At 56.7% G+C, this 20,528-nt stretch carries 17 protein-coding genes, 4 tRNA genes and 1 other RNA gene; 2 read left to right on the forward strand and 20 right to left on the reverse strand.

Going from position 1 to position 20,528, the window contains the following annotated elements:
- Nucleotides 1-86: 86 nt before the first annotated feature.
- The 14 genes from luxS to pncC form a co-directional block, all read right to left on the reverse strand.
- Nucleotides 87-602, reverse strand: coding sequence for an S-ribosylhomocysteine lyase (gene luxS, locus FO014_RS05765; RefSeq protein WP_105229847.1), 516 nt, complete (start codon nucleotides 600-602; stop codon nucleotides 87-89).
- A 167-nt stretch (nucleotides 603-769) separates the two neighbouring features.
- Nucleotides 770-2,371 (reverse strand): glutamate--cysteine ligase, encoded by a 1,602-nt coding sequence (gshA, locus tag FO014_RS05770; RefSeq protein WP_187043601.1) that lies wholly within the window; start codon nucleotides 2,369-2,371, stop codon nucleotides 770-772.
- Nucleotides 2,372-2,482: 111 nt separating this feature from the next.
- On the reverse strand, nucleotides 2,483-2,911 hold the full coding sequence (locus FO014_RS05775; RefSeq protein WP_160028253.1) for a YqaA family protein: 429 nt from the start codon (nucleotides 2,909-2,911) through the stop codon (nucleotides 2,483-2,485).
- Nucleotides 2,908-3,474, reverse strand: coding sequence for a fructose-1-phosphate/6-phosphogluconate phosphatase (gene yqaB, locus FO014_RS05780; RefSeq protein ID WP_160028255.1), 567 nt, complete (start codon nucleotides 3,472-3,474; stop codon nucleotides 2,908-2,910). The genes FO014_RS05775 and yqaB overlap by 4 nt, the downstream gene beginning before the upstream one ends.
- A 160-nt stretch (nucleotides 3,475-3,634) precedes the next feature.
- Nucleotides 3,635-3,753, reverse strand: a non-coding RNA gene (locus tag FO014_RS05785) — RtT sRNA.
- A gap of 28 nt (nucleotides 3,754-3,781) precedes the next feature.
- Nucleotides 3,782-3,858: transfer RNA gene (locus FO014_RS05790), tRNA-Arg, on the reverse strand.
- A gap of 50 nt (nucleotides 3,859-3,908) precedes the next feature.
- Nucleotides 3,909-3,985, reverse strand: a tRNA-Arg gene (locus FO014_RS05795).
- Between the two features lie 107 nt (nucleotides 3,986-4,092).
- Nucleotides 4,093-4,169 (reverse strand) — tRNA-Arg (locus tag FO014_RS05800).
- A gap of 3 nt (nucleotides 4,170-4,172) precedes the next feature.
- Nucleotides 4,173-4,265, reverse strand: a tRNA-Ser gene (locus FO014_RS05805).
- A 312-nt stretch (nucleotides 4,266-4,577) separates the two neighbouring features.
- The gene (csrA, locus tag FO014_RS05810) at nucleotides 4,578-4,763 is read right to left on the reverse strand and encodes a carbon storage regulator CsrA (RefSeq protein ID WP_004091602.1); all 186 of its coding nucleotides are present in this window, start codon (nucleotides 4,761-4,763) and stop codon (nucleotides 4,578-4,580) included.
- 252 nt (nucleotides 4,764-5,015) lie between these two features.
- A complete protein-coding gene (gene alaS, locus FO014_RS05815; protein WP_160028257.1) occupies nucleotides 5,016-7,643 on the reverse strand; it encodes an alanine--tRNA ligase in 2,628 nt (875 codons plus the stop codon).
- A 135-nt stretch (nucleotides 7,644-7,778) separates the two neighbouring features.
- Nucleotides 7,779-8,273 carry a recombination regulator RecX gene (recX, locus tag FO014_RS05820; protein ID WP_160031364.1) on the reverse strand — a complete coding sequence of 165 codons (495 nt, stop codon included), beginning with the start codon at nucleotides 8,271-8,273 and terminating at the stop codon, nucleotides 7,779-7,781.
- Nucleotides 8,274-8,370: 97 nt separating this feature from the next.
- Nucleotides 8,371-9,423 carry a recombinase RecA gene (recA, locus tag FO014_RS05825; RefSeq protein WP_160028259.1) on the reverse strand — a complete coding sequence of 351 codons (1,053 nt, stop codon included), beginning with the start codon at nucleotides 9,421-9,423 and terminating at the stop codon, nucleotides 8,371-8,373.
- A gap of 112 nt (nucleotides 9,424-9,535) precedes the next feature.
- Nucleotides 9,536-10,024, reverse strand: a complete 489-nt coding sequence (pncC, locus tag FO014_RS05830) for a nicotinamide-nucleotide amidase (protein WP_160028261.1) — start codon at nucleotides 10,022-10,024, stop codon at nucleotides 9,536-9,538.
- Nucleotides 10,025-10,261: 237 nt separating this feature from the next.
- Between pncC and FO014_RS05835 the strand changes: the two genes are divergently transcribed.
- Complete coding sequence (locus FO014_RS05835; RefSeq protein ID WP_160028263.1) at nucleotides 10,262-11,665, forward strand: MFS transporter; 1,404 nt, start codon at nucleotides 10,262-10,264, stop codon at nucleotides 11,663-11,665.
- 38 nt (nucleotides 11,666-11,703) lie between these two features.
- Here the strand turns inward: FO014_RS05835 and mltB are convergent, their stop codons facing one another.
- On the reverse strand, nucleotides 11,704-12,795 hold the full coding sequence (mltB, locus tag FO014_RS05840) for a lytic murein transglycosylase B (RefSeq protein WP_160028265.1): 1,092 nt from the start codon (nucleotides 12,793-12,795) through the stop codon (nucleotides 11,704-11,706).
- Between the two features lie 322 nt (nucleotides 12,796-13,117).
- Between mltB and mutS the strand changes: the two genes are divergently transcribed.
- Nucleotides 13,118-15,670, forward strand: a complete 2,553-nt coding sequence (gene mutS, locus FO014_RS05845; protein ID WP_160028267.1) for a DNA mismatch repair protein MutS — start codon at nucleotides 13,118-13,120, stop codon at nucleotides 15,668-15,670.
- A 73-nt stretch (nucleotides 15,671-15,743) separates the two neighbouring features.
- Here the strand turns inward: mutS and rpoS are convergent, their stop codons facing one another.
- From rpoS to truD, 5 genes are all read right to left on the reverse strand, one after another.
- Nucleotides 15,744-16,742 carry an RNA polymerase sigma factor RpoS gene (gene rpoS / locus FO014_RS05850; RefSeq protein ID WP_105229836.1) on the reverse strand — a complete coding sequence of 333 codons (999 nt, stop codon included), beginning with the start codon at nucleotides 16,740-16,742 and terminating at the stop codon, nucleotides 15,744-15,746.
- A 54-nt stretch (nucleotides 16,743-16,796) separates the two neighbouring features.
- Nucleotides 16,797-17,798: a murein hydrolase activator NlpD gene (gene nlpD, locus FO014_RS05855; RefSeq protein WP_201282919.1), complete on the reverse strand. Its 1,002-nt coding sequence runs from the start codon at nucleotides 17,796-17,798 to the stop codon at nucleotides 16,797-16,799.
- A 319-nt stretch (nucleotides 17,799-18,117) separates the two neighbouring features.
- A complete protein-coding gene (locus FO014_RS05860) occupies nucleotides 18,118-18,744 on the reverse strand; it encodes a protein-L-isoaspartate(D-aspartate) O-methyltransferase (protein ID WP_105229834.1) in 627 nt (208 codons plus the stop codon).
- Nucleotides 18,738-19,499, reverse strand: a complete 762-nt coding sequence (surE, locus tag FO014_RS05865) for a 5'/3'-nucleotidase SurE (protein WP_160028271.1) — start codon at nucleotides 19,497-19,499, stop codon at nucleotides 18,738-18,740. The genes FO014_RS05860 and surE overlap by 7 nt, the downstream gene beginning before the upstream one ends.
- Complete coding sequence (gene truD / locus FO014_RS05870) at nucleotides 19,480-20,526, reverse strand: tRNA pseudouridine(13) synthase TruD (protein ID WP_160028273.1); 1,047 nt, start codon at nucleotides 20,524-20,526, stop codon at nucleotides 19,480-19,482. Before truD ends, surE begins: the two co-directional genes overlap by 20 nt.
- Between the last annotated feature and the right edge of the window lie 2 nt (nucleotides 20,527-20,528).

Raw genomic sequence — 20,528 nt, forward strand, 5'->3', positions numbered from 1 at the left:
GTGTCAACGCTATTTAGGACGGGTCAGTCACCATAAAAAAAGACGCGATAATCGCGTCTTTTTTATTACCTGCGGCCAGCACCCTATCAGATGTGCAGTTCCTGCAATTTATCTGCCGGCAGCGCCAGTTCGTCATTGCGGTTGACTACCACGTCGCGATCCAGAATATGCTTGGCGATATCCTGCGCTTCCTGCAGCGAGTGCATCTCGTAAGTCCCGCACTGGAATTCATTCAGCTCAGGGATTTTACGCTGGTCGGTCACCTTCAGCACGTCCGCCATCGCCGCTTTCCAGGCGTCGGCAACGCGTTGCTCGTCCGGCACGCCGATCAGGCTCATATAGAAGCCGGTGCGGCAGCCCATCGGCGAGATATCAATGATCTCTACGCCCTGGCCATTCAGGTGATTACGCATAAAACCCGCGAACAGGTGCTCCAGCGTATGGATACCGCGCTCAGGCATCACTTCTTTGTTTGGGATGCAAAAACGCAGGTCAAACACGGTGATGGTATCGCCATGAGGAGTTTTCATGGTTTTCGCAACGCGGACAGCCGGGGCTGCCATGCGAGTGTGGTCTACGGTAAAGCTATCCAGCAGTGGCATGTTGTCACCTCCTCGTAAAAGAAAAATTATTTAGGATTTTTTTTAGCGATCCAAGGAAACCTTTTCCCACCCTGCGGGTCTCAGTATATGAAAGACGCGCATTTGTTATCATCATCCCTGTCATCAGAGATGCATATTTGGCCACATTGATGTGGCCTTTTTCTTTTTCAGCCCCCGCCGTTTGCCTTCAGGAACTGTTCAAAGCTTAGCGTATCCGCCGCTTCTACGTCGCGCTGTCGCTGCCATGACTCACGTGATTCTTGTGTAAACAGCTCGTCGCTAAGAATTTCCAGCGGTTCAGACTGCAGCATTTGGCGATAATGTTCCGCCAGTTCAAGACCCACCTTACCGGTTCCGTCTTCCAGCATCGCCTTTAAAATACGGGCGGAGAACGTCTGCTCCGGATCGTCAAAAGCGGCAACCAGTTGATCGCACACCTGCTGGTACGCCCGGTCGCCGGCTTCGCTGTCCAGCACTTCCGCCACGCGCCGCAGATCGGCAAACAATGCTTTCCCCACCTGCACCAGCGGCTTACGCGTATCGTTACAACCGATGCCGATGGTTTGCCCCGGTTTACGGCCTTCCAGAATCACCCGGTTCCAGTTTTTACGCGTACACAGCAGTTCATCGCTGCTCATTTCCGGCGCATCCGCCAGGGTGCACCAGATCAGGAACAGGTCAAGGAAACGTGCCTGTACCGCATCAACGCCAATCGGCGAGAATGGGTTAATATCCAGCGAACGCACTTCAATATATTCAATACCGCCGCGCAGCAAGGCATCGGACGGCGTTTCGCCGCTGCGGGTCACGCGCTTGGGACGAATCGGCGCATACAGCTCATTTTCAATCTGCAGCACATTGGTGTTCAGCTGCAGATAATGGTCGCCCTGTTTCACGCCTAATTGAGCAAACTCTTCCGACGGCGTCGCAATCGCCTTTTTCAGCCCCTGGACATAGCTGTGCAGGTCATTGAAGGTAATACCCAGATTGCTTTGCGACTTGTTGGTATAACCCAGGTCGCTCAGACGCAGCGAGGTTGCATACGGCAGATACAGCATGCCGCGTCCGTTGCTTTCAAACGGCAGCGAGGTTTCCCGCCCTTTCAGGAACGAGGAGCAAATAGCCGGCGATGCACCAAACAGATAAGGGATCACCCAGCCGAACCGGTAATAGTTGCGGATCAGACGGAAATAACCGGCGGAGATTTGCTCTTTGCCACTTTCCGCATCCTCAACCCCCGCCCAGGCCTGCCAGAACTCCATCGGCAGCGAGAAATTATAGTGAACGCCGGAGATGGTCTGCATCAAGGCGCCATAGCGATTCTTCAGCCCTTCGCGGTACAGCGTTTTCATCCGGCCGATATTTGATGAACCGAACTGCGCCAGTTCAATATCCTGCTCAGCGCCGATAAAACACGGCATACTCAGCGGCCACATACGCTCTTCGCCAATATTGCGCGCCACATAGCGGTGGATGTCGCGTAAAAACGTCAGCAGGTGATCGATATTGTCATCAACCGGCGTAATAAACTCTAACAGCGCTTCGGCAAAGTCCGTGGTAATCCAATGGTGCGTTAATGCCGCCCCCAGATGTTCCGGATGTCCGGTTGTCGCCAGCTTGCCATCCGCCGTCACGCGTAGCGTTTCACGCTCAATACCGCGGCGGATGCCTTTTAATGCCTGAGGGTGGGCTTCCAACCAAGAAAGCGCCTGTGATACGTCCGGGATCAAATTGACCTCCCGCTCCAAAAAACGATTACTCGTAAGCATACTGAAACCACGCCCGAAGAATATTGTATTCATTCCCGCTAATTTCAGTTGCGGCAACGCATGCGCACTCCGCCATCAATCTGAAACCTTCCGGGGTTATGTTTAACTTCGTTAATGCCACCAGGAAATCCCCTGTAGCGTTATCATAGTCAAAATGACGTAACGCAGCGCCTTTCCGATCGCCAGAAACAGCACAACAGGTCCCCATGGCATGCGCAGCCAGCCTGCCAACACGCACAACAAATCGCCCACTACCGGCAACCAACTGAGCAACAGCGCAGCCGGGCCAAAGCGTTGTAACCAGCGCAGTGCCGTTTCCAGCCCGCGTTGCGGCTTCAACGCCGGTAACAGGCGCCCGATAATCACATTCGTCAGTCCGCCAAGCGTATTGCCCAAAGCAGCCGCCAGCACCAGCCATTCCGGTGCAACACGGCTTTTAGTCAGCAAGGCGACCAAAAGAATTTCTGAATTTCCCGGCAGCAGCGTCGCACTGAGAAAGCTGCTGCCGAATAATGAAAATAGCGTTAGCGTACTACTCACAACGTACGGACGTCTACCACCGCCATATTGGCGCTGCGTGCCGCCTGAATGCCGAAGTCGGCGTCTTCAAACACTACGCACTGTTCCGGCGCTACGCCGATCAGCTCCGCACAGCGCAGGAAGGTGTCCGGCTCCGGCTTATGGCGCTGGACGTCATCGGCGCCGACAATCGCGTCAAAGCACTGATACAGCCCCAGATGACGCAGCAGTCTCTCCGCCATACGGTGTTCACTGCCGGTGCCCACCGCCATTGGGCGGCGCCCGTGATAAGACTTCACCACCTCAACCAACGGCAACGGACGCACGCTATCGAGCAACATCGCTTCTACCGCACGAGTTTTCTCCGCGGCGAGCTGATAAGGATCGAGATCGGCCTGCTGAGCGGCAAGAATCGCCTCGGCGATGCGCCAGGACGGCGAACCGTTCAGCGCCACCACGGCAGACTCGTCAAATGCCATGCCATAGCGCCCCAGCACGTCACGCCACGCTTGCCGGTGTGTGGGTTCGGTATCCAGAATGGTGCCGTCCATGTCAAAGATCAGACCTTGGTAGCGATCGTACATCGTTACTCCATGATCATTGAGGAAAGAAAACTACTTTATCGCAAAGCAGGGAAATTGTCGCCGATCGCGTGATGTCGGAAAATGCCGCGTTGTGGGTAAGGGTTTCAGAACGGGGGGCTTGCAGAAAGCGAAAAACCCGCCGAAGCGGGTTTCTCTTAGATGGTGCATCCGGGAGGATAATTCGGCTGCGCCTCCCCTGCGGGCCGTTGCTCACGCAACGTTGTCTCGCTGCGCTCGGCTCGAACCTCCCACCGCTCTCCTCGCGGTCGGAAAAGCGAAAAACCCGCCGAAGCGGGTTTCTCTTAGATGGTGCATCCGGGAGGATTCGAACCTCCGACCGCTCGGTTCGTAGCCGAGTACTCTATCCAGCTGAGCTACGGATGCATTGTCTATTTTTGCTTTCCTGACAAGACAATCAGGGAAGACTTGAAGAATGGTGCATCCGGGAGGATTCGAACCTCCGACCGCTCGGTTCGTAGCCGAGTACTCTATCCAGCTGAGCTACGGATGCACAGTAATTCTTTTTGATACCGTATGGTATTTTGTTACTCACCCTACCATACTGCTCTATGGCGTGACACGGGTCTGAATTACGACGTTCAAACACATGTCTAAATATGGTGCATCCGGGAGGATTCGAACCTCCGACCGCTCGGTTCGTAGCCGAGTACTCTATCCAGCTGAGCTACGGATGCAAATGGCGGTGAGGCGGGGATTCGAACCCCGGATGCAGCTTTTGACCGCATACTCCCTTAGCAGGGGAGCGCCTTCAGCCTCTCGGCCACCTCACCAACACGCTTCTTTCGAATTGTGCCTAACTCGCTTTAGAGAAGCTCATCGGCACTGCGTGGCGCACATATTACTTTCCCCGACTTATAAGTCAAACAATTTTTCCCAACTTATTTTTGTTTGCACACTTCGCAGGCAATATGGGCAATTACACGGCAAAAAGGGTGTTTTATCAACAGACAAACGGCGATATCCGTGCAACAACCTGAATAGCGCTCAGAGAAAAAATTATCAGCGAGGGGAAGAAAAACGGCGTCGGAAGGGAGAAAAAAGGCAGAAGCGTCCCGTTAGGCAACGAGACGCTACGATTGAAATCAGTAAGTCGTCTGCTGAGACTTCTCTGCCTGGATACGTTGATAGATTTCTTCCCGGTGTACGGACACTTCTTTCGGAGCATTCACACCAATACGAACCTGGTTGCCTTTTACCCCTAGCACTGTGACCGTAACCTCATCGCCAATCATGAGGGTTTCACCAACTCGACGAGTCAGAATTAACATTCTTTGCTCCTTGAAAGATTAAAAGAGTCGGGTCTCTCAGTTTCCCCGCCATTATCCATCATATGTGGTGAAAAAGTAAGCCATAGAACCCACAGTAAATGTAAGTAGACTTGGTATCACCCCAGTTAATGATAAGTTTAGCCGACCTGAAAAACTTTGTTCCCGTTATTATAACCACATTGTTTTAGCACACTGAAAAAACGCCATAATCAACAATGAGTTATGGCGTTCAGCTAGGCTATTTATTTATATTCACAGTTTCGAAGCCACCCAGGCTTCTACGCTGCCTAATGCCGCAGGCAAGGCGTTGACGTCGCTTCCCCCCGCTTGCGCCATATCCGGACGACCACCGCCCTTGCCACCTACCTGCTGGGCGACGCTGCCGATCAGCTCGCCGGCTTTTACCCGGTCGGTCAGATCTTTGGTCACGCCAGCAATCAGGCTGACTTTACCGTCAGCAACCGTAGCCAGAACGATGATTGCAGAACCCAGTTGATTTTTCAGATCGTCAACCATGGTTCGCAGCATTTTCGGTTCGACGTTATCCAACTGGCTAACCAGCAGTTTCACACCGTTGACCAATTGCGCTTTGCTGGACAGTGAAGCGCTTTCCGACGCCGCCTGCTGGTCTTTAAGCTGTTGCAGCTCTTTTTCCAGCACGCGAGAGCGATCGAGCACCGCACGCACTTTGTCCGTCAGGTTGTTGCTATCACCTTTCACCAGGTGGGCAACCTCCTGCAGTAAATCACTCTGCTGATGCAGTGAAGCAATTGCACCTTCGCCGGTTACCGCTTCAATACGACGAATCCCCGCAGCCGTACCAGACTCGCTCTGAATACGGAACAGGCCGATATCGCCGGTGCGGGCCGCATGCGTACCGCCGCAAAGCTCGGTAGAGAAGTCGCCCATGGTCAGTACGCGCACATGGTCGTCGTACTTCTCACCAAACAGCGCCATCGCGCCCTTCTCTTTTGCATCATCCAGCGCCATCACCTCGGTCTGCACCGGCAGATTACGACGAATCTGCTGGTTGACCAAATCTTCCACCGCACGCAGCTGTTCAGGCTTTATCGCTTCAAAATGAGAGAAGTCGAAACGCAGATACTTATCGTTAACCAGTGAGCCTTTCTGCGCCACGTGTTCGCCCAGCACCTGGCGTAACGCCGCGTGCAGCAGGTGAGTGGCAGAGTGGTTCAGGCGAATGCGGTTGCGACGCGCCTGGTCAATCTCGGCGGCAACGCTGTCGCCGACCTTCAGCGAACCTTGTACCAATTTGCCCTGATGGCCGAGCGCCTGACCATATTTTTGCGTATCGCCGACGACAAATTCCGCCGCCGAAGCTTTCAACACGCCCTTATCGCCAACCTGGCCGCCAGACTCGCCATAAAACGGCGTACTGTCCAGCACCACCACGGCTTCTTCACCGACAGCGATAGCATCAACGGGCTGGCCGTCACGGAACAGCGCGGTAACCTTGGCCTGCTGCTTATCATGGTCATAGCCGCAGAACTCGCTGGCACCATCAACGCGAATCATGCTGTTGTAATCCGCACCAAAACCGCTGGATTCACGAGCACGGCGGCGCTGCGCTTCCATCGCCTCGTCAAAACCGGCTTCATCAACTTTCAGACCGCGCTCGCGGCAAACGTCAGCGGTCAGGTCAACCGGGAAGCCGTAGGTGTCATACAGACGGAAAGCCGTTTCGCCATCCAACGTATCGCCCTGCAGCTTGGACAACTCTTCGTCGAGCAGCGCCAGACCACGCTCCAGCGTACGGGCAAACTGCTCTTCTTCTGTTTTCAGCACCTGCTCGACCATCGCCTGCTGGCTCTTCAGCTCTTCGGCTGCCGGCCCCATCACCTCGATTAACGGTGCAACCAGTTTATAGAAGAAGGTCTCTTTCGCCCCCAGCATATTGCCGTGACGTACCGCGCGACGAATGATGCGGCGCAGTACATAGCCACGGTTTTCGTTAGACGGGATAACGCCATCGGAAACCAGGAAAGCGCAAGAACGAATATGGTCGGCGATAACGCGCAGAGATTTGTTATCCAGATCGGTCGCGCCGGTCACTTTGGCGACCGCAGCGATCAGGGTGCGGAACAGGTCGATTTCGTAGTTGGAGTTAACGTGTTGCAGTACCGCGGTAATGCGCTCCAGCCCCATGCCGGTATCCACCGACGGTTTAGGCAACGGCAACATCGTGCCGTCAACCTGCCGGTTGAACTGCATGAAGACGATATTCCAGATCTCGATATAACGGTCACCATCCTCTTCCGGACTCCCCGGAGGGCCACCCCAGATATGATCGCCGTGATCGTAGAAAATTTCGGTACACGGACCGCACGGGCCGGTGTCGCCCATCTGCCAGAAGTTATCGGAAGCAAATGGCGCCCCCTTGTTGTCGCCGATGCGAATGATGCGTTCGGCAGGAATACCGATTTCGTTCTGCCAGATATCAAACGCTTCATCATCGGTTTCGTAGACGGTCACCCACAGCTTTTCTTTCGGCAGGTTAAACCAGTTTTCACCGGTCAGCAGTTCCCAGGCATAGGCAATGGCATCACGTTTGAAGTAATCACCGAAGCTGAAATTACCCAGCATTTCGAAGAAGGTGTGGTGACGAGCGGTGTAACCGACGTTTTCCAGGTCATTATGCTTACCACCCGCGCGAACGCAGCGCTGAGAGGTGGTCGCGCGGGTATAGGCGCGTTTGTCCAGCCCCAGGAAAACATCTTTGAATTGGTTCATACCGGCGTTGGTAAACAGCAACGTCGGATCATTGTTAGGCACCAGGGAGCTGCTTGCTACGACCTGATGACCTTTACTATGAAAGAAATCGAGAAACGCTTGACGGATCTCAGCGGTGCTCTTGCTCATATTTTTCCCGGAAAGACTAGAATAACGATACGTGAACAGGGCGCGCGTCATCCTTACGATGGCAGCCTGCTCACGAACTAAAGTGGGGATAAGATAAATTTTCTTCAGAGGGAAGTAAAACCCCGTGTGCGATGATTACGCAAAATCACGGTAAATCGACTGAATTTCTTCCTGAAAAAAGCCGCGATAAAGCAGATAACGCTGCACTTTGGCTTTGTCTTTCCACTCTTTCGGTAATGGTTCGCCAAACTTACGCTGCGCAACCTCTTTGGCCTGTTCGCACCAGTCAATGTCACATTCGGCCAACGCCGTCTGCACTACCTCTTTATCCACACCCTTTTGCATCAGCTCGGAACGAATGCGCTGCGCGCCGTATCCCTTACGGCTGCGGCTACCTATATAGCGCGTCGCAAAACGCCGATCGTCCAACCAATTATGCTGATAACAATAATCAATGACTTGTTCGACAACGGCTGGGTCGATGGGTTCATCGCAAGATGGGGAAGAAGTGTTGTTGGAGAATTTGGCGCGGGCGAAAAACGGCTGCGCCGCAAGTTTGCGGCGCAGTTCGTCTTCACTATGATCGCGTTGTGACAGCAAGCGCATCGCGCGGCTTAACAGGTCATTCAGCGTGTTTCCGGTCTTTGGGGAAACCCGTTCGTTCATAGGATTACAACCTTGGCGTGCGGCGATACGTCATAATCAGAACGTATCGCCTCTGTCGCGATTAAAACTCTTCGCTGGTTTCAGTTTCGCCATCGAAGCCTTCATCCGCTTCGACGGTGCTGCTGTGCAGCAGCAGATCGCGCAGCCTTTTGTCCAGCTCGGCGGCAATCGCCGGGTTTTCCTTCAGGAAGTTGCAGGCATTCGCCTTGCCCTGGCCAATTTTATCACCGTTGTAGCTGTACCAGGCGCCGGCTTTTTCAATCATCTTGTGCTTCACACCCAGGTCAATCAGCTCACCACGGCTGTTGATGCCTTCGCCGTACATGATCTGGAATTCAGCCTGTTTGAACGGCGCGGCAACCTTGTTCTTCACCACTTTTACGCGGGTTTCGCTGCCGACCACTTCATCACCCTCTTTAATCGCGCCGATACGGCGGATATCCAGACGGACAGAGGCATAGAATTTCAGCGCGTTGCCGCCGGTGGTGGTTTCCGGGTTGCCGAACATCACGCCGATTTTCATACGGATTTGGTTGATGAAGATCAGCAGCGTGTTAGCGTTTTTCAGGTTGCCGGCCAGCTTACGCATCGCCTGGCTCATCATACGCGCCGCCAGACCCATGTGCGAATCACCGATTTCACCTTCGATTTCCGCTTTTGGCGTCAGCGCCGCAACGGAGTCGACGATGATCACGTCAACCGCGCCGGAACGGGTCAGCGCGTCACAGATTTCCAGCGCCTGCTCGCCGGTGTCTGGCTGAGAACACAGCAGATTATCAATATCTACGCCCAGCTTTTTCGCATACACCGGATCCAGCGCGTGTTCGGCATCGATAAAGGCGCAGGTTTTGCCTTCACGTTGCGCGGCGGCGATAACCTGCAGCGTCAGGGTGGTTTTACCGGAAGATTCCGGCCCGTAGATTTCTACGATACGGCCCATCGGCAGGCCGCCGGCGCCCAGTGCAATATCAAGTGACAGTGAGCCGGTAGAGATCGTTTCCACATCCATGGAGCGGTCTTCACCCAGACGCATGATGGAGCCTTTGCCGAATTGTTTTTCAATCTGGCCCAGTGCCGCAGCTAACGCCTTTTGCTTGTTCTCATCAATAGCCATTTTTGCTCCTTCGTTTCGCAATGTCGGTTTTACCCCACACTGCCACTGAATGTATGTTGTGCAGGAAATGTCACTAATTATACTGTACAGTCATACAGTATCAAGCCTAATTTTACAAAAATTCGTCAAGCACGGTTTGCAGTGCGAAAACTGTCGCCTGCAGCCGGACGGCGTCGCGATCGCCGCTGAAACGCCGCTCGCACGCCAGCACCCGGCCCGAGCGCTCGGCAAAGCCAAACCATACGGTGCCGACCGGTTTCGCCGCGCTGCCGCCGTCCGGCCCGGCGATGCCGCTGACCGACAGCGCAATGTCGGCGTCCGCCGCATGCAGCGCGCCCTGCGCCATCTCACGCACTACCGCTTCGCTGACCGCGCCATGCACCTGCAGCGTACTTTCGGAGACGCCCAGCAACTGGTGCTTCGCCCGGTTACTGTAGGTCACGAAACCGCGGTCGAAATAGGCGGAGCTGCCGGCAATATCGGTGATCGCCTTGGCGATGCCGCCGCCGGTGCAGGACTCCGCCGCCGTGATCCAGCGTCCGCCTGCCTTTAATTTGTCGCCGACGGCCACGCTAAGTTTACGCAGGCTCTCTTCGCTCATAACGCCCCCTGAATGAATCATCGCTATATGCGTCCGATAGTAGCATTTATCAAGCGCCGGCGATGGCGGACTCAATGAATTGCGCAGCGACGCGCAAAACCGGCAAGGTTTGAAGCCGCAGAGCAAACTGCTAGTATCAGAGAATGCGCCCAGGTAACGGGCGGAACGCAATAGCGCACACAACAAGGATGCTGGTGGCCGGGCAATAATCAGCGCCGATGACGATAGGATGAGCGAGTGAAAAAAACGTTTGGCGTATTCTTTCCGTTATATACCACAACGCTGCTGATGCTGCTTGGCTCCGGGCTGCTGACCACCTATATCTCTTTGCGCCTGACCTCGATTCACGTCACCGGCGGCCTGATCGGTGCCATTACCGCCGCCAACTATATCGGGCTGGTGATCGGCGGCAAGGTCGGTCATTTTTTGATTGCGCGCGTCGGGCATATCCGCGCCTACGTCTCCTGTGCGGGCATTATTACCGCCGCGGTGCTGGGGCACGGTTTGACCGAATTCATCCCGATTTGGGTGGTGCTGCGGATGATTATCGGCCTGTGCATGATGTGTCAGTTTATGGTGCTGGAAAGCTGGCTTAACGATCAGGCCGAATCCAATCAGCGCGGCGTGGTTTTCGGCTTCTATATGGCCGCCACCTATCTGGGCCTGTCTCTGGGCCAGGTGGTGCTGATGCTGCAAACCGATCTGGGCATCACCACCCTGCTGATTATCGCCCTGTGCTTCGCGCTCTGCCTGGTGCCCATCGCCCTTACCACCCGCACCAATGTCCGCCATATGTCGCCGGCGCCGCTGGAGCTGCTCTACTTTATTCGCAACATCCCCAGCGTGCTGACCAATACGCTGGTTATCGGCATGGTGGTAGGCTCGTTCTACGGCCTGGCACCGGTGTATACCAGCCAGCAGAATTTAAGTACCCAACATACCGGCCTGTTTATGGCGCTGGCGATTTTCGCCGGCCTGGTGGCGCAGTTCCCCTTGAGCTGGCTGTCCGATCGTTACAACCGTACGCTGCTGATGCGCCTTAACGCTATTCTGCTGGTGTTAGCGGCGCTGCCGCTGGCGATTTTGCCGCACATCACTTTCCCGCTGCTGCTGGCTATCGGTTTTGTCGTCAGCATGCTGCAGTTTACGCTGTATCCGCTGGCGGTGGCGCTGGCCAACGACCTGGTCGAGCCGGAGCGCCGTGTGTCACTGGCGGCCTGTCTGCTGATGGCCTTCGGCGTGGGCGCCAGCATCGGGCCGCTGACGGTCGGCATGCTGATCCAGCCGCTGGGCGGCAATATTCTGTATGTATTTTTCGCCCTGTGCGGCGTGCTGATTGTCGGCTTTAGCCGCACGGTGAAAGAGGATGAATCGCAGTTTGTCGACGATGCGCCGCTGCCGCACATTCCGATGCCGGACAGCCTGGTCAGTTCGCCGCTGTCGCCGGCGTTGAACCCGACCTTCGATGAACAAACGATTCATGACACCATGCCGCCACCGGAAGCCGCACCAGATCCGGTCGAACCGGAACCCGCCGCAGAGAATACGGAAGCGACGGATGAGGAAACGGCAGAAGCGCCCGCCCAAGGCGCGGACCCAGATGAGGACACCGGGCTGAAAAAAGCCTACACCATGCTGTAGAACAAAGAAAAAGGGCCGTCACCGGCCCTTTTTGCTGTTCAGAATACGCTGCCGCCGCGCCGCTCGCGCCCGACCGCCTCACCCAACTGCCATACCGCCATCGCATAGTGCGTGCTGTGGTTATAGCGGGTGATGGTGTAAAAGTTAGGCAAACCGAACCAATACTGATAGTCGCTGCCCATATCCAGACGCAGCAGGCTCACCTCCTGGTCATGGCCCAGCCCGCCCTGCGGCGTCAGCCCCGCGGCCTGCAGGGCGCCGACCGTATAGCGGGTCTTGAAGCCGTGCTCCATATATGGCGCCTGGCCGCTGGCCGGCACCGCTACCGGCGCATCGCGCTGCCAGCCGTGCGCGCGGAAATAGTTCGCCACGCTGCCGATCGCGTCCTCAGGGTCCCACAGGTTAATGTGTCCGTCGCCGTTAAAGTCGACCGCGTAATCCTTGAAGGAGGACGGCATAAACTGGCCGTATCCCATCGCGCCGGCATAAGAACCGCGCAGATCCAGCGGATCGCGCTGTTCTTTACGCGCCATCAGCAGGAAAGTTTCCAGCTCGCCGGTAAAGTATGTCGCACGGCGGGGATAATCGAAGGACAGCGTCGCCAGCGCGTCGATAATGCGCGTTTTTCCCATCACCCGTCCCCAGCGGGTTTCTACCCCGATGATGCCAACGATGATTTCCGGCGGTACGCCGTATACCCGGTGCGCGCGCTCCAGCGCGTCGGCATACTGATTCCAGAAGGCTACGCCGTTGGGAATATTGTCCGACGTAATAAATTTATTACGGTAGCGCAGCCAGGCGCCGTTCGGCCCGGAAGGCGGCTGGCCGGTCGGCCTTGGCGCCTGACGATCCATCAGGCGGATCACCCAGTCCAGGCGCTTGGTTTGCGCAAAAACATCATGCAGCTGCTGACGATCAAAACCGTGCTCGCGCACCATTTTGTCGATAAAGCGCTGGGCCGCTGCGTTGTAGGCGTAATCGCCGGACAGCATCGGATTGACGTGATCGGTATCCAACAGGAAACCGCCTTGCACCGCGCGGCTCTGCGGCGGCTGGGTGGTATTTTCCGGCTTGCTGCTGCAGGCGGAAAGCAAAACGACCAGAGGAATAAGAGGGGCAAATTGACGCATCAGGTATCCATACAGCCAGGCTAAAAATATGTGGGTTATGGTAAATCATAGACGGTGATGCACAAACAGGAATATCCGCGTCGAATAATCAGTTAAATACGTCTCACTTTTCCACTACCGGCACCAGTAATGCGAACGATTTAGCAGAAGCGGAGGAAAAAAGCACCGGCGCTTGCAGATGCATTTGAAACTGCGTTATCACCTGTTAACATCTTCACTCTACAGAGCAGCCGGCATTTGGCCTTTTTGCAGGACGCATCAACGTGGCTACGGTAAGCATCATGCTCATGACGCATAATCAGAACATAACGCAGTGAACATTATGGAAAACAAAGAATACGTCGAACACACGCCGATGATGCAGCAATACCTGCGCTTAAAGGCGCAGCATCCTGAAATTCTGCTGTTCTATCGGATGGGTGACTTCTACGAGCTGTTTTATGACGATGCCAAGCGCGCTTCACAGCTGTTGGATATCTCCCTGACCAAGCGTGGCGCCTCGGCGGGCGAACCGATCCCGATGGCCGGCGTGCCGCACCATGCGGTAGAAAACTATTTAGCCAAGCTGGTGCAGTTGGGCGAATCCGTCGCCATCTGTGAGCAGGTCGGCGATCCCGCCGCCAGCAAAGGCCCGGTGGAGCGTAAAGTGGTGCGCATCGTCACGCCCGGCACCGTCAGCGACGAAGCGCTGCTGCAGGAGCGGCAGGACAACCTGCTGGCCGCCATCTGGCAGGACGCGCGCGGCTTCGGCTACGCCACGCTGGATATCAGCTCCGGCCGTTTCCGCGTCGCCGAACCGGAAGATGTGGAAACCATGGCGGCCGAACTGCAGCGCACCAACCCGGCCGAGCTGCTGTACCCGGAAAGCTTCGAACAAATGGCGCTGATCGAACAGCGCCACGGCCTGCGCCGTCGCCCGCTGTGGGAGTTTGAGCTGGACACCGCACGCCAGCAACTGAACCTGCAGTTCGGCACCCGCGATCTGACCGGCTTCGGCGTAGAACAGTCGCAGCAGGCGCTGCGCGCCGCCGGCTGTCTGCTGCAGTACGTCAAAGACACCCAGCGTACCGCGCTGCCGCACATCCGCGGCATCACCATGGAGCGCCAGCAGGACGGCATCATTATGGATGCCGCCACCCGCCGTAACCTGGAAATCACGCAAAGCCTGTCCGGCGGCAGTGAAAATACCCTGGCAGCGATCCTCGATCGCACCGTCACGCCGATGGGCAGCCGGATGCTGAAGCGCTGGCTGCATATGCCGACCCGTGACGTCAAAGTACTGAACAACCGCCAGCAGGCAATTGGCGCATTACAGGATCTGACTGCCGATCTGCAGCCTCCGCTGCGTCAGGTGGGCGATCTGGAGCGTATTCTGGCGCGCCTGGCGCTGCGGACCGCGCGCCCGCGCGATCTGGCGCGCATGCGCCACGCCTTCCAGCAACTGCCGGATATTCGCGCGCTGCTGCAGGGCGTTGAGGCGTCGCATGTGCAGCAGCTGCTGGCGCAGGTCGGCCAGTTCGACGAGCTGCAGGACCTGCTGGAGCGCGCCGTGGTTGAAGCGCCGCCGGTGCTGGTGCGCGACGGCGGCGTCATAGCCACCGGCTATAACGCCGAGCTGGACGAGTGGCGCGCCCTGGCGGACGGCGCCAGCGACTACCTCGATCGTCTGGAGGTCCGCGAGCGTGAAAAGCTGGGCCTGGATACGCTGAAGGTCGGCTTCAACGGCGTACACGGCTACTATATTCAGGTCAGCCGCGCCCAAAGCCATCTGGTGCCGATTCATTACGTGCGCCGTCAGACGCTGAAAAACGCCGAACGTTACATCATTCCCGAACTGAAGGAGTATGAGGACAAGGTTCTTACCTCCAAGGGCAAGGCGCTGGCCATTGAAAAGGCGCTGTATGACGAATTGTTCGACCTGCTGCTGCCGCATCTGGGCGAACTGCAGCAAAGCGCCAGCGCACTGGCGGAACTCGACGTGCTCAGCAACCTGGCGGAGCGGGCGGAAACGCTCAACTACGCCTGCCCGACCATGAGCGACCAGCCAGGCATTCGCATTACCGAAGGCCGCCACCCGGTGGTGGAGCAGGTGTTGAGCGAGCCGTTTATTGCCAACCCGGTCGCACTGTCGCCGCAACGTCGCATGTTGATCATTACCGGCCCTAATATGGGCGGTAAAAGTACCTATATGCGGCAAACGGCGCTGATCGTGCTGATGGCGCATATCGGCAGCTACGTGCCGGCCGCCAAAGCCAGCATCGGCCCGGTCGACCGCATCTTTACCCGCGTCGGCGCGGCGGACGATCTGGCCTCCGGCCGCTCCACCTTTATGGTGGAAATGACCGAAACCGCCAATATCCTGCACAATGCCACCGAACACAGTCTGGTGCTGATGGACGAAATCGGCCGCGGCACCTCCACCTATGACGGCCTGTCGCTGGCCTGGGCCTGCGCTGAGAATCTGGCTAACCGCATCAAGGCGATGACGCTGTTCGCCACCCACTACTTCGAGCTGACTACCCTGCCGGAGAAAATGGAAGGCGTCGTCAACGTGCACCTGGACGCGCTGGAGCATGGTGACACCATCGCCTTTATGCACAGCGTACAGGACGGTGCCGCCAGCAAGAGTTACGGGCTGGCGGTCGCCGCGCTGGCCGGCGTGCCGCGCGACGTTATCAAACGCGCACGGCAGAAACTGCGCGAGCTGGAAACACTCTCCAACCACACCGCCGCCGGTACGGTAGACGCCACCCAGATGACGCTGCTGACTGAAGAAACTTCGCCGGCGGTTGAAGCGCTGGAAACGCTGGATCCGGATTCGCTGAGCCCGCGTCAGGCGCTGGAATGGATTTATCGCCTGAAAAACCTGGTCTAATCCGCTTTTGTAGCCATAAAAAAACGGTGAGCGCAGGCTCACCGTTTTTATTTCATTCATCAGGCAACCGACGCTACTCGCGGAACAGCGCCTCAATGCTCAGTCCCTGCGTCTGCAGGATTTCACGCAGGCGACGCAACCCTTCCACCTGAATCTGACGAACGCGCTCACGCGTCAGGCCAATCTCACGGCCAACGTCTTCCAGCGTCGCCGCTTCATAGCCCAACAGGCCGAAACGCCGCGCCAACACTTCACGCTGTTTGGCGTTCAGTTCGAACAGCCATTTGACGATACTCTGCTTCATATCATCGTCTTGCGTGGTGTCTTCCGGTCCGTTGTCCTTTTCATCAGCCAGAATATCCAGCAGCGCCTTCTCCGAGTCGCCACCCAGCGGTGTATCAACCGAAGTAATGCGCTCGTTCAGACGCAGCATGCGGCTCACATCATCCACCGGTCTGTCGAGTTGCTCGGCAATCTCTTCAGCACTCGGCTCATGATCCAGTTTATGTGAAAGCTCGCGCGCGGTGCGCAGGTAGACGTTAAGTTCTTTAACGATATGGATGGGCAAGCGAATGGTGCGGGTTTGGTTCATGATCGCCCGCTCAATGGTCTGCCGGATCCACCAGGTGGCATAGGTGGAGAAACGGAAACCGCGTTCCGGGTCGAACTTTTCAACCGCGCGGATCAGACCCAAATTACCTTCTTCAATCAGATCCAGCAGCGCCAGGCCGCGGTTGCTGTAGCGACGGGCGATTTTCACCACCAGACGCAGGTTACTTTCGATCATACGACGGCGGGACGGCACGTCACCACGTAGCGCCCGCCGCGCAAAATAAACTTCCTCCTCTGCGGTCAGCAGAGGCGAATAGCCAATTTCTCCGAGATAGAGCTGCGTTGCGTCTAACACACGCTGGGTTACCCCTTGGGACAGCAGCTCTTCTTCAGCTAAATCATTCTCGCTGGCCTCGGTTTCAGCCAGCGCTTTTTCATCAAATGATTCCGCCTCAACTCCATTCTCGTCGAAATCTGCATCAGTCTGTAACTCGTTAACTTTCAGCGTATTGTGGCTCATAAGCTGCTCCTACCCGTGATACCGCGAGCAGAATATCAGCATATTCTGCCCAATCTATCGCTGCGGAAGATAACGCAGCGGGTTTACGGATTTCCCCTTGTAACGAATTTCAAAATGCAAACGTACTGAACTGGTTCCGGTGCTACCCATGGTGGCTATTTTTTGACCCGCCTTCACTTCTTGTTGTTCCCGGACCAGCATTGTGTCGTTATGAGCGTAGGCGCTCAGGTAATCATCATTATGTTTGATGATGATTAGATTACCGTAACCCCGTAAAGCATTGCCGGCGTACACAACGCGACCATCAGCGGTCGCAAAAATGGCTTGCCCACGAGTGCCAGCGATATCGACCCCTTTATTCCCACCGTCTGATGAGGAAAAGTTATCAATAACCTTACCGTCAGTCGGCCAACACCAGGTACTGACCGGCGAATTATTACTGGCGGCGCTGCTCGCCGGAGGCGTAGCAACTGGCGCGGTAACAGGAGCAGTGGCGCTTCCCGCCGCGGCGGCTCCTGCTGCAGGTAACATCTTACCTACATTCTGTTTACCCGAATTGTCAGAATACGCGTTAGTTGGTTGAGAATCAACCGTTGCCGTTTGTATCTGGCTGCTGGATGGTGGTTTAGGAATACCGCCACCGGTAGCGTCCGTGGCCGCTACTACGCCGCCGCCGGCATTGGCTGAACCATTACCAAGTTGAATGGTTTGGCCAACATTCAGGCTATAGGGTTCAGGGATATTGTTGCGCTGCGCCAGATCACGGAAATCATTGCCGGTGATCCAGGCGATATAGAACAGCGTGTCGCCGCGCTTTACCGTATAGGTGCTGCCGTTGTAGCTGCCCTTTTGAATTGAGTCATAACTGCGATTATAAACGATACGCTCTTGCGGCGTGGCCTGCGCAGACGGAGCTGCAACGCTGCCAGCCGTCATCGGGCTACCGCCACCGCCGTTGACGCTGCTGATAGGAGCAGAAGACGAACCGCTGTTCGTACAACCCGCCAACCACACACCGATCATCGTACACACCGCAACCCGGCGAAAAGTAATCATTGGGCTTCCCGTGCTCATGCTTCCCCCATTACAGCATCTATAGCCAAAAAATATCCTATACAGCGTAGCTGAGCTTTAAGTCTTTTCTCAGTTTCTACCTGAAGAGGTTCCCCTGACCGATGCCTGAATACCAGGCCATCTCCCGTCAGAGAGCCAAAAATTCGTTGTCAATGTAGCGGCCTCAACGCGTCCGCGCTATCAGATAACGCCGCAGAAAGGCAATTGTATTGGAAATTAGTCTTATTGGAACGTTAAAAACCGCTCCTGACGTATGAAAGTGCAACAGATTTTGCGTTTAGCCGATAAAACAGACAGCCGGTTAGGCCAGCTCGCCTTTTACCAACGGGACAAAACGCACCGCCTCCACCGCATCAATAACAAATTCGCCACCGCGACGTTGAATACGCTTGAGAATTTGTGACTGTTCTCCCACCGGCAGCACCATAATGCCGCCCTCGTCCAGCTGTGCCATCAGCTCCTGCGGGATTTCCGGCGGCGCAGCCGTGACGATAATGGCGTCAAACGGCCCGCGCGAGGCCCAGCCTTGCCAGCCGTCGCCGTGGCGGGTGGAGACATTATGCAAATCGAGCTGCTTCAGGCGACGTTTGGCCTGCCACTGCAACCCTTTGATGCGCTCGACGGAGCACACATGCTGGACCAGATGCGCCAGGATAGCCGTCTGGTAACCGGAACCGGTGCCGATTTCCAGCACGCGCGACGTCGGCGTCAGGTTCAGCAGTTCGGTCATACGCGCCACCGTATACGGCTGGGAGATGGTCTGCCCCGACCCTATCGGCAACGCGGTATTTTCATAGGCTTTATGCTGGAGCGCTTCATCGACAAAGCGCTCACGCGGCACGGCCGCCATGGCCTGCAACAGTCGTTCGTCCTGGATCCCCTGCTGACGCAGCTGAGCCAGCAATGTTTGCATTGACTTACTCACCATTCCCCGCTGACCTCGGCTTTGGTTAACCATGTTTTTACCACATCCTGGGCGGCATACGCGGTTAAATCCACCTGTAACGGCGTTACCGCAACATAGCCCTGCTCAACGGCAGCAAAATCCGTATCCGGCCCGGCATCAAATTTATCGCCCGGCGGCCCAATCCAGTAGAGATCCCGACCGCGCGGATCCTGCTGACAAAACACCTGCTCCGCCGGATGGCGGCTGCCGCAGCGGGTCACGCGGACCCCTTTGATTTCAGCGAGCGGCACGTCCGGCACGTTGACGTTGAGAATTTTTCCGGTACGCAGCGGCTCACGCAACAACGCGCGCAACAGACGGCAGGTTATGGCCGCTGCGGTGTCATAATGCCGGTGGCCATTCAGCGACACCGCCAACGCCGGCAGGCCTAAATGCCGCCCTTCCATTGCTGCCGCCACGGTGCCGGAATAGATCACATCGTCGCCCAGGTTAGGGCCGGCGTTAATGCCGGAAACCACAATATCCGGCGCCGGACGCATCAGGGCGTTCACGCCCAGATACACGCAGTCGGTCGGCGTGCCCTGCAGTACGGCGATATCGCCGTTGGGCAACGTTTGGGTACGCAGAGGCGCTTCCAGCGTCAACGCATTGGACGCGCCGCTGCGATTGCGATCGGGGGCGACAACCATCACGTCGGCAAACTCACGCAGCGCCGCGGCCAGCACCTGAATGCCCGGCGCGCTGACGCCGTCATCGTTACTCAGTAATATCCGCATCACGGTTATCCTGCTGCATAATCTCGCGAACTACGCTGGTGGCGAAACTGCCGGCCGGCAGCCAAAAACGCAGTTCAACGGTGACATCATCCCACCAGTTCCATTGCATATTCTGCGGCTGCAACAGCAAAGCGCGTCTGGCAGGGTCTACGCGCTCACGCTTTAAGAGACTAAGCAATTGTGGCTGCTGCGCCAAGCACTGTTGTTCAAAATCCAGCGCGGCGCCGGCGGTGCCAGGCTCGCCATCTCCCGGCAGCGGCGCGGTAATCAGCAGTTCACCGTCATTCACACGCTGCTGCACATTCTCCAGCTCATCCGCCTTGGCGACAAACCAGCTGCCGCGTCCGCTCAGTTGCAACGCATCACCTTCCAGCACGCTGCGCTGCTGCTGATTGGCCAGCCGCGTCGACGTCACCAGATTAAACAGGGCGCTGCGGCTGGCGGAAAGGTAAAAGCTGCGCTTGTTGCGTTCTTTAACGCGGATCTCGTCATTGGCCCAGCGGCGCGCCATCGTCAGATTATTACCGCCGTGGCCAAAGCGCTGGCTGCCGAAATAGTTCGGCACGCCGTCCGCGGCAATCGCCTGCAGACGACGCTCTACGTCGTCACGATCGCTGATATGGCGCAGCACCAGCGTAAAGCCGTTGCCTTTCAGCGTGCCAATGCGCAGTTTACGGCGATGACGAGCGGCGGCGAGCACTTCGCAGCCTTCCAGCTCAAAACGGGCGAGATCGGGCGTTTCCTTGCCCGGCAGGTGCAGGCAGAACCACTGCTCGGTCACCGCGTGACGGTCTTTCAGGCCGGCATAGCTGACCGCGCGTCCGTGAACGCCGGCAAAACGCGCCAGATAGTCGGCGACAAACTGCGTATTGCAGCCGTTTTTGCGAATATTGACCAGCAGATGCTCGCCCTCGCCGTCCGGCGTAAAGCCCAGATCTTCCACCACCACGAAATCTTCCGGGTTGGCCTTCAGCACGCCGCTGGCCTGCGGCTGGCCGTGCAGCCAGGTCAGGTTTGCCATATCCATCG

The organism is Serratia rhizosphaerae, assembly GCF_009817885.1.
Taxonomy (GTDB): Bacteria; Pseudomonadota; Gammaproteobacteria; order Enterobacterales; family Enterobacteriaceae; genus Serratia_B; species Serratia_B rhizosphaerae.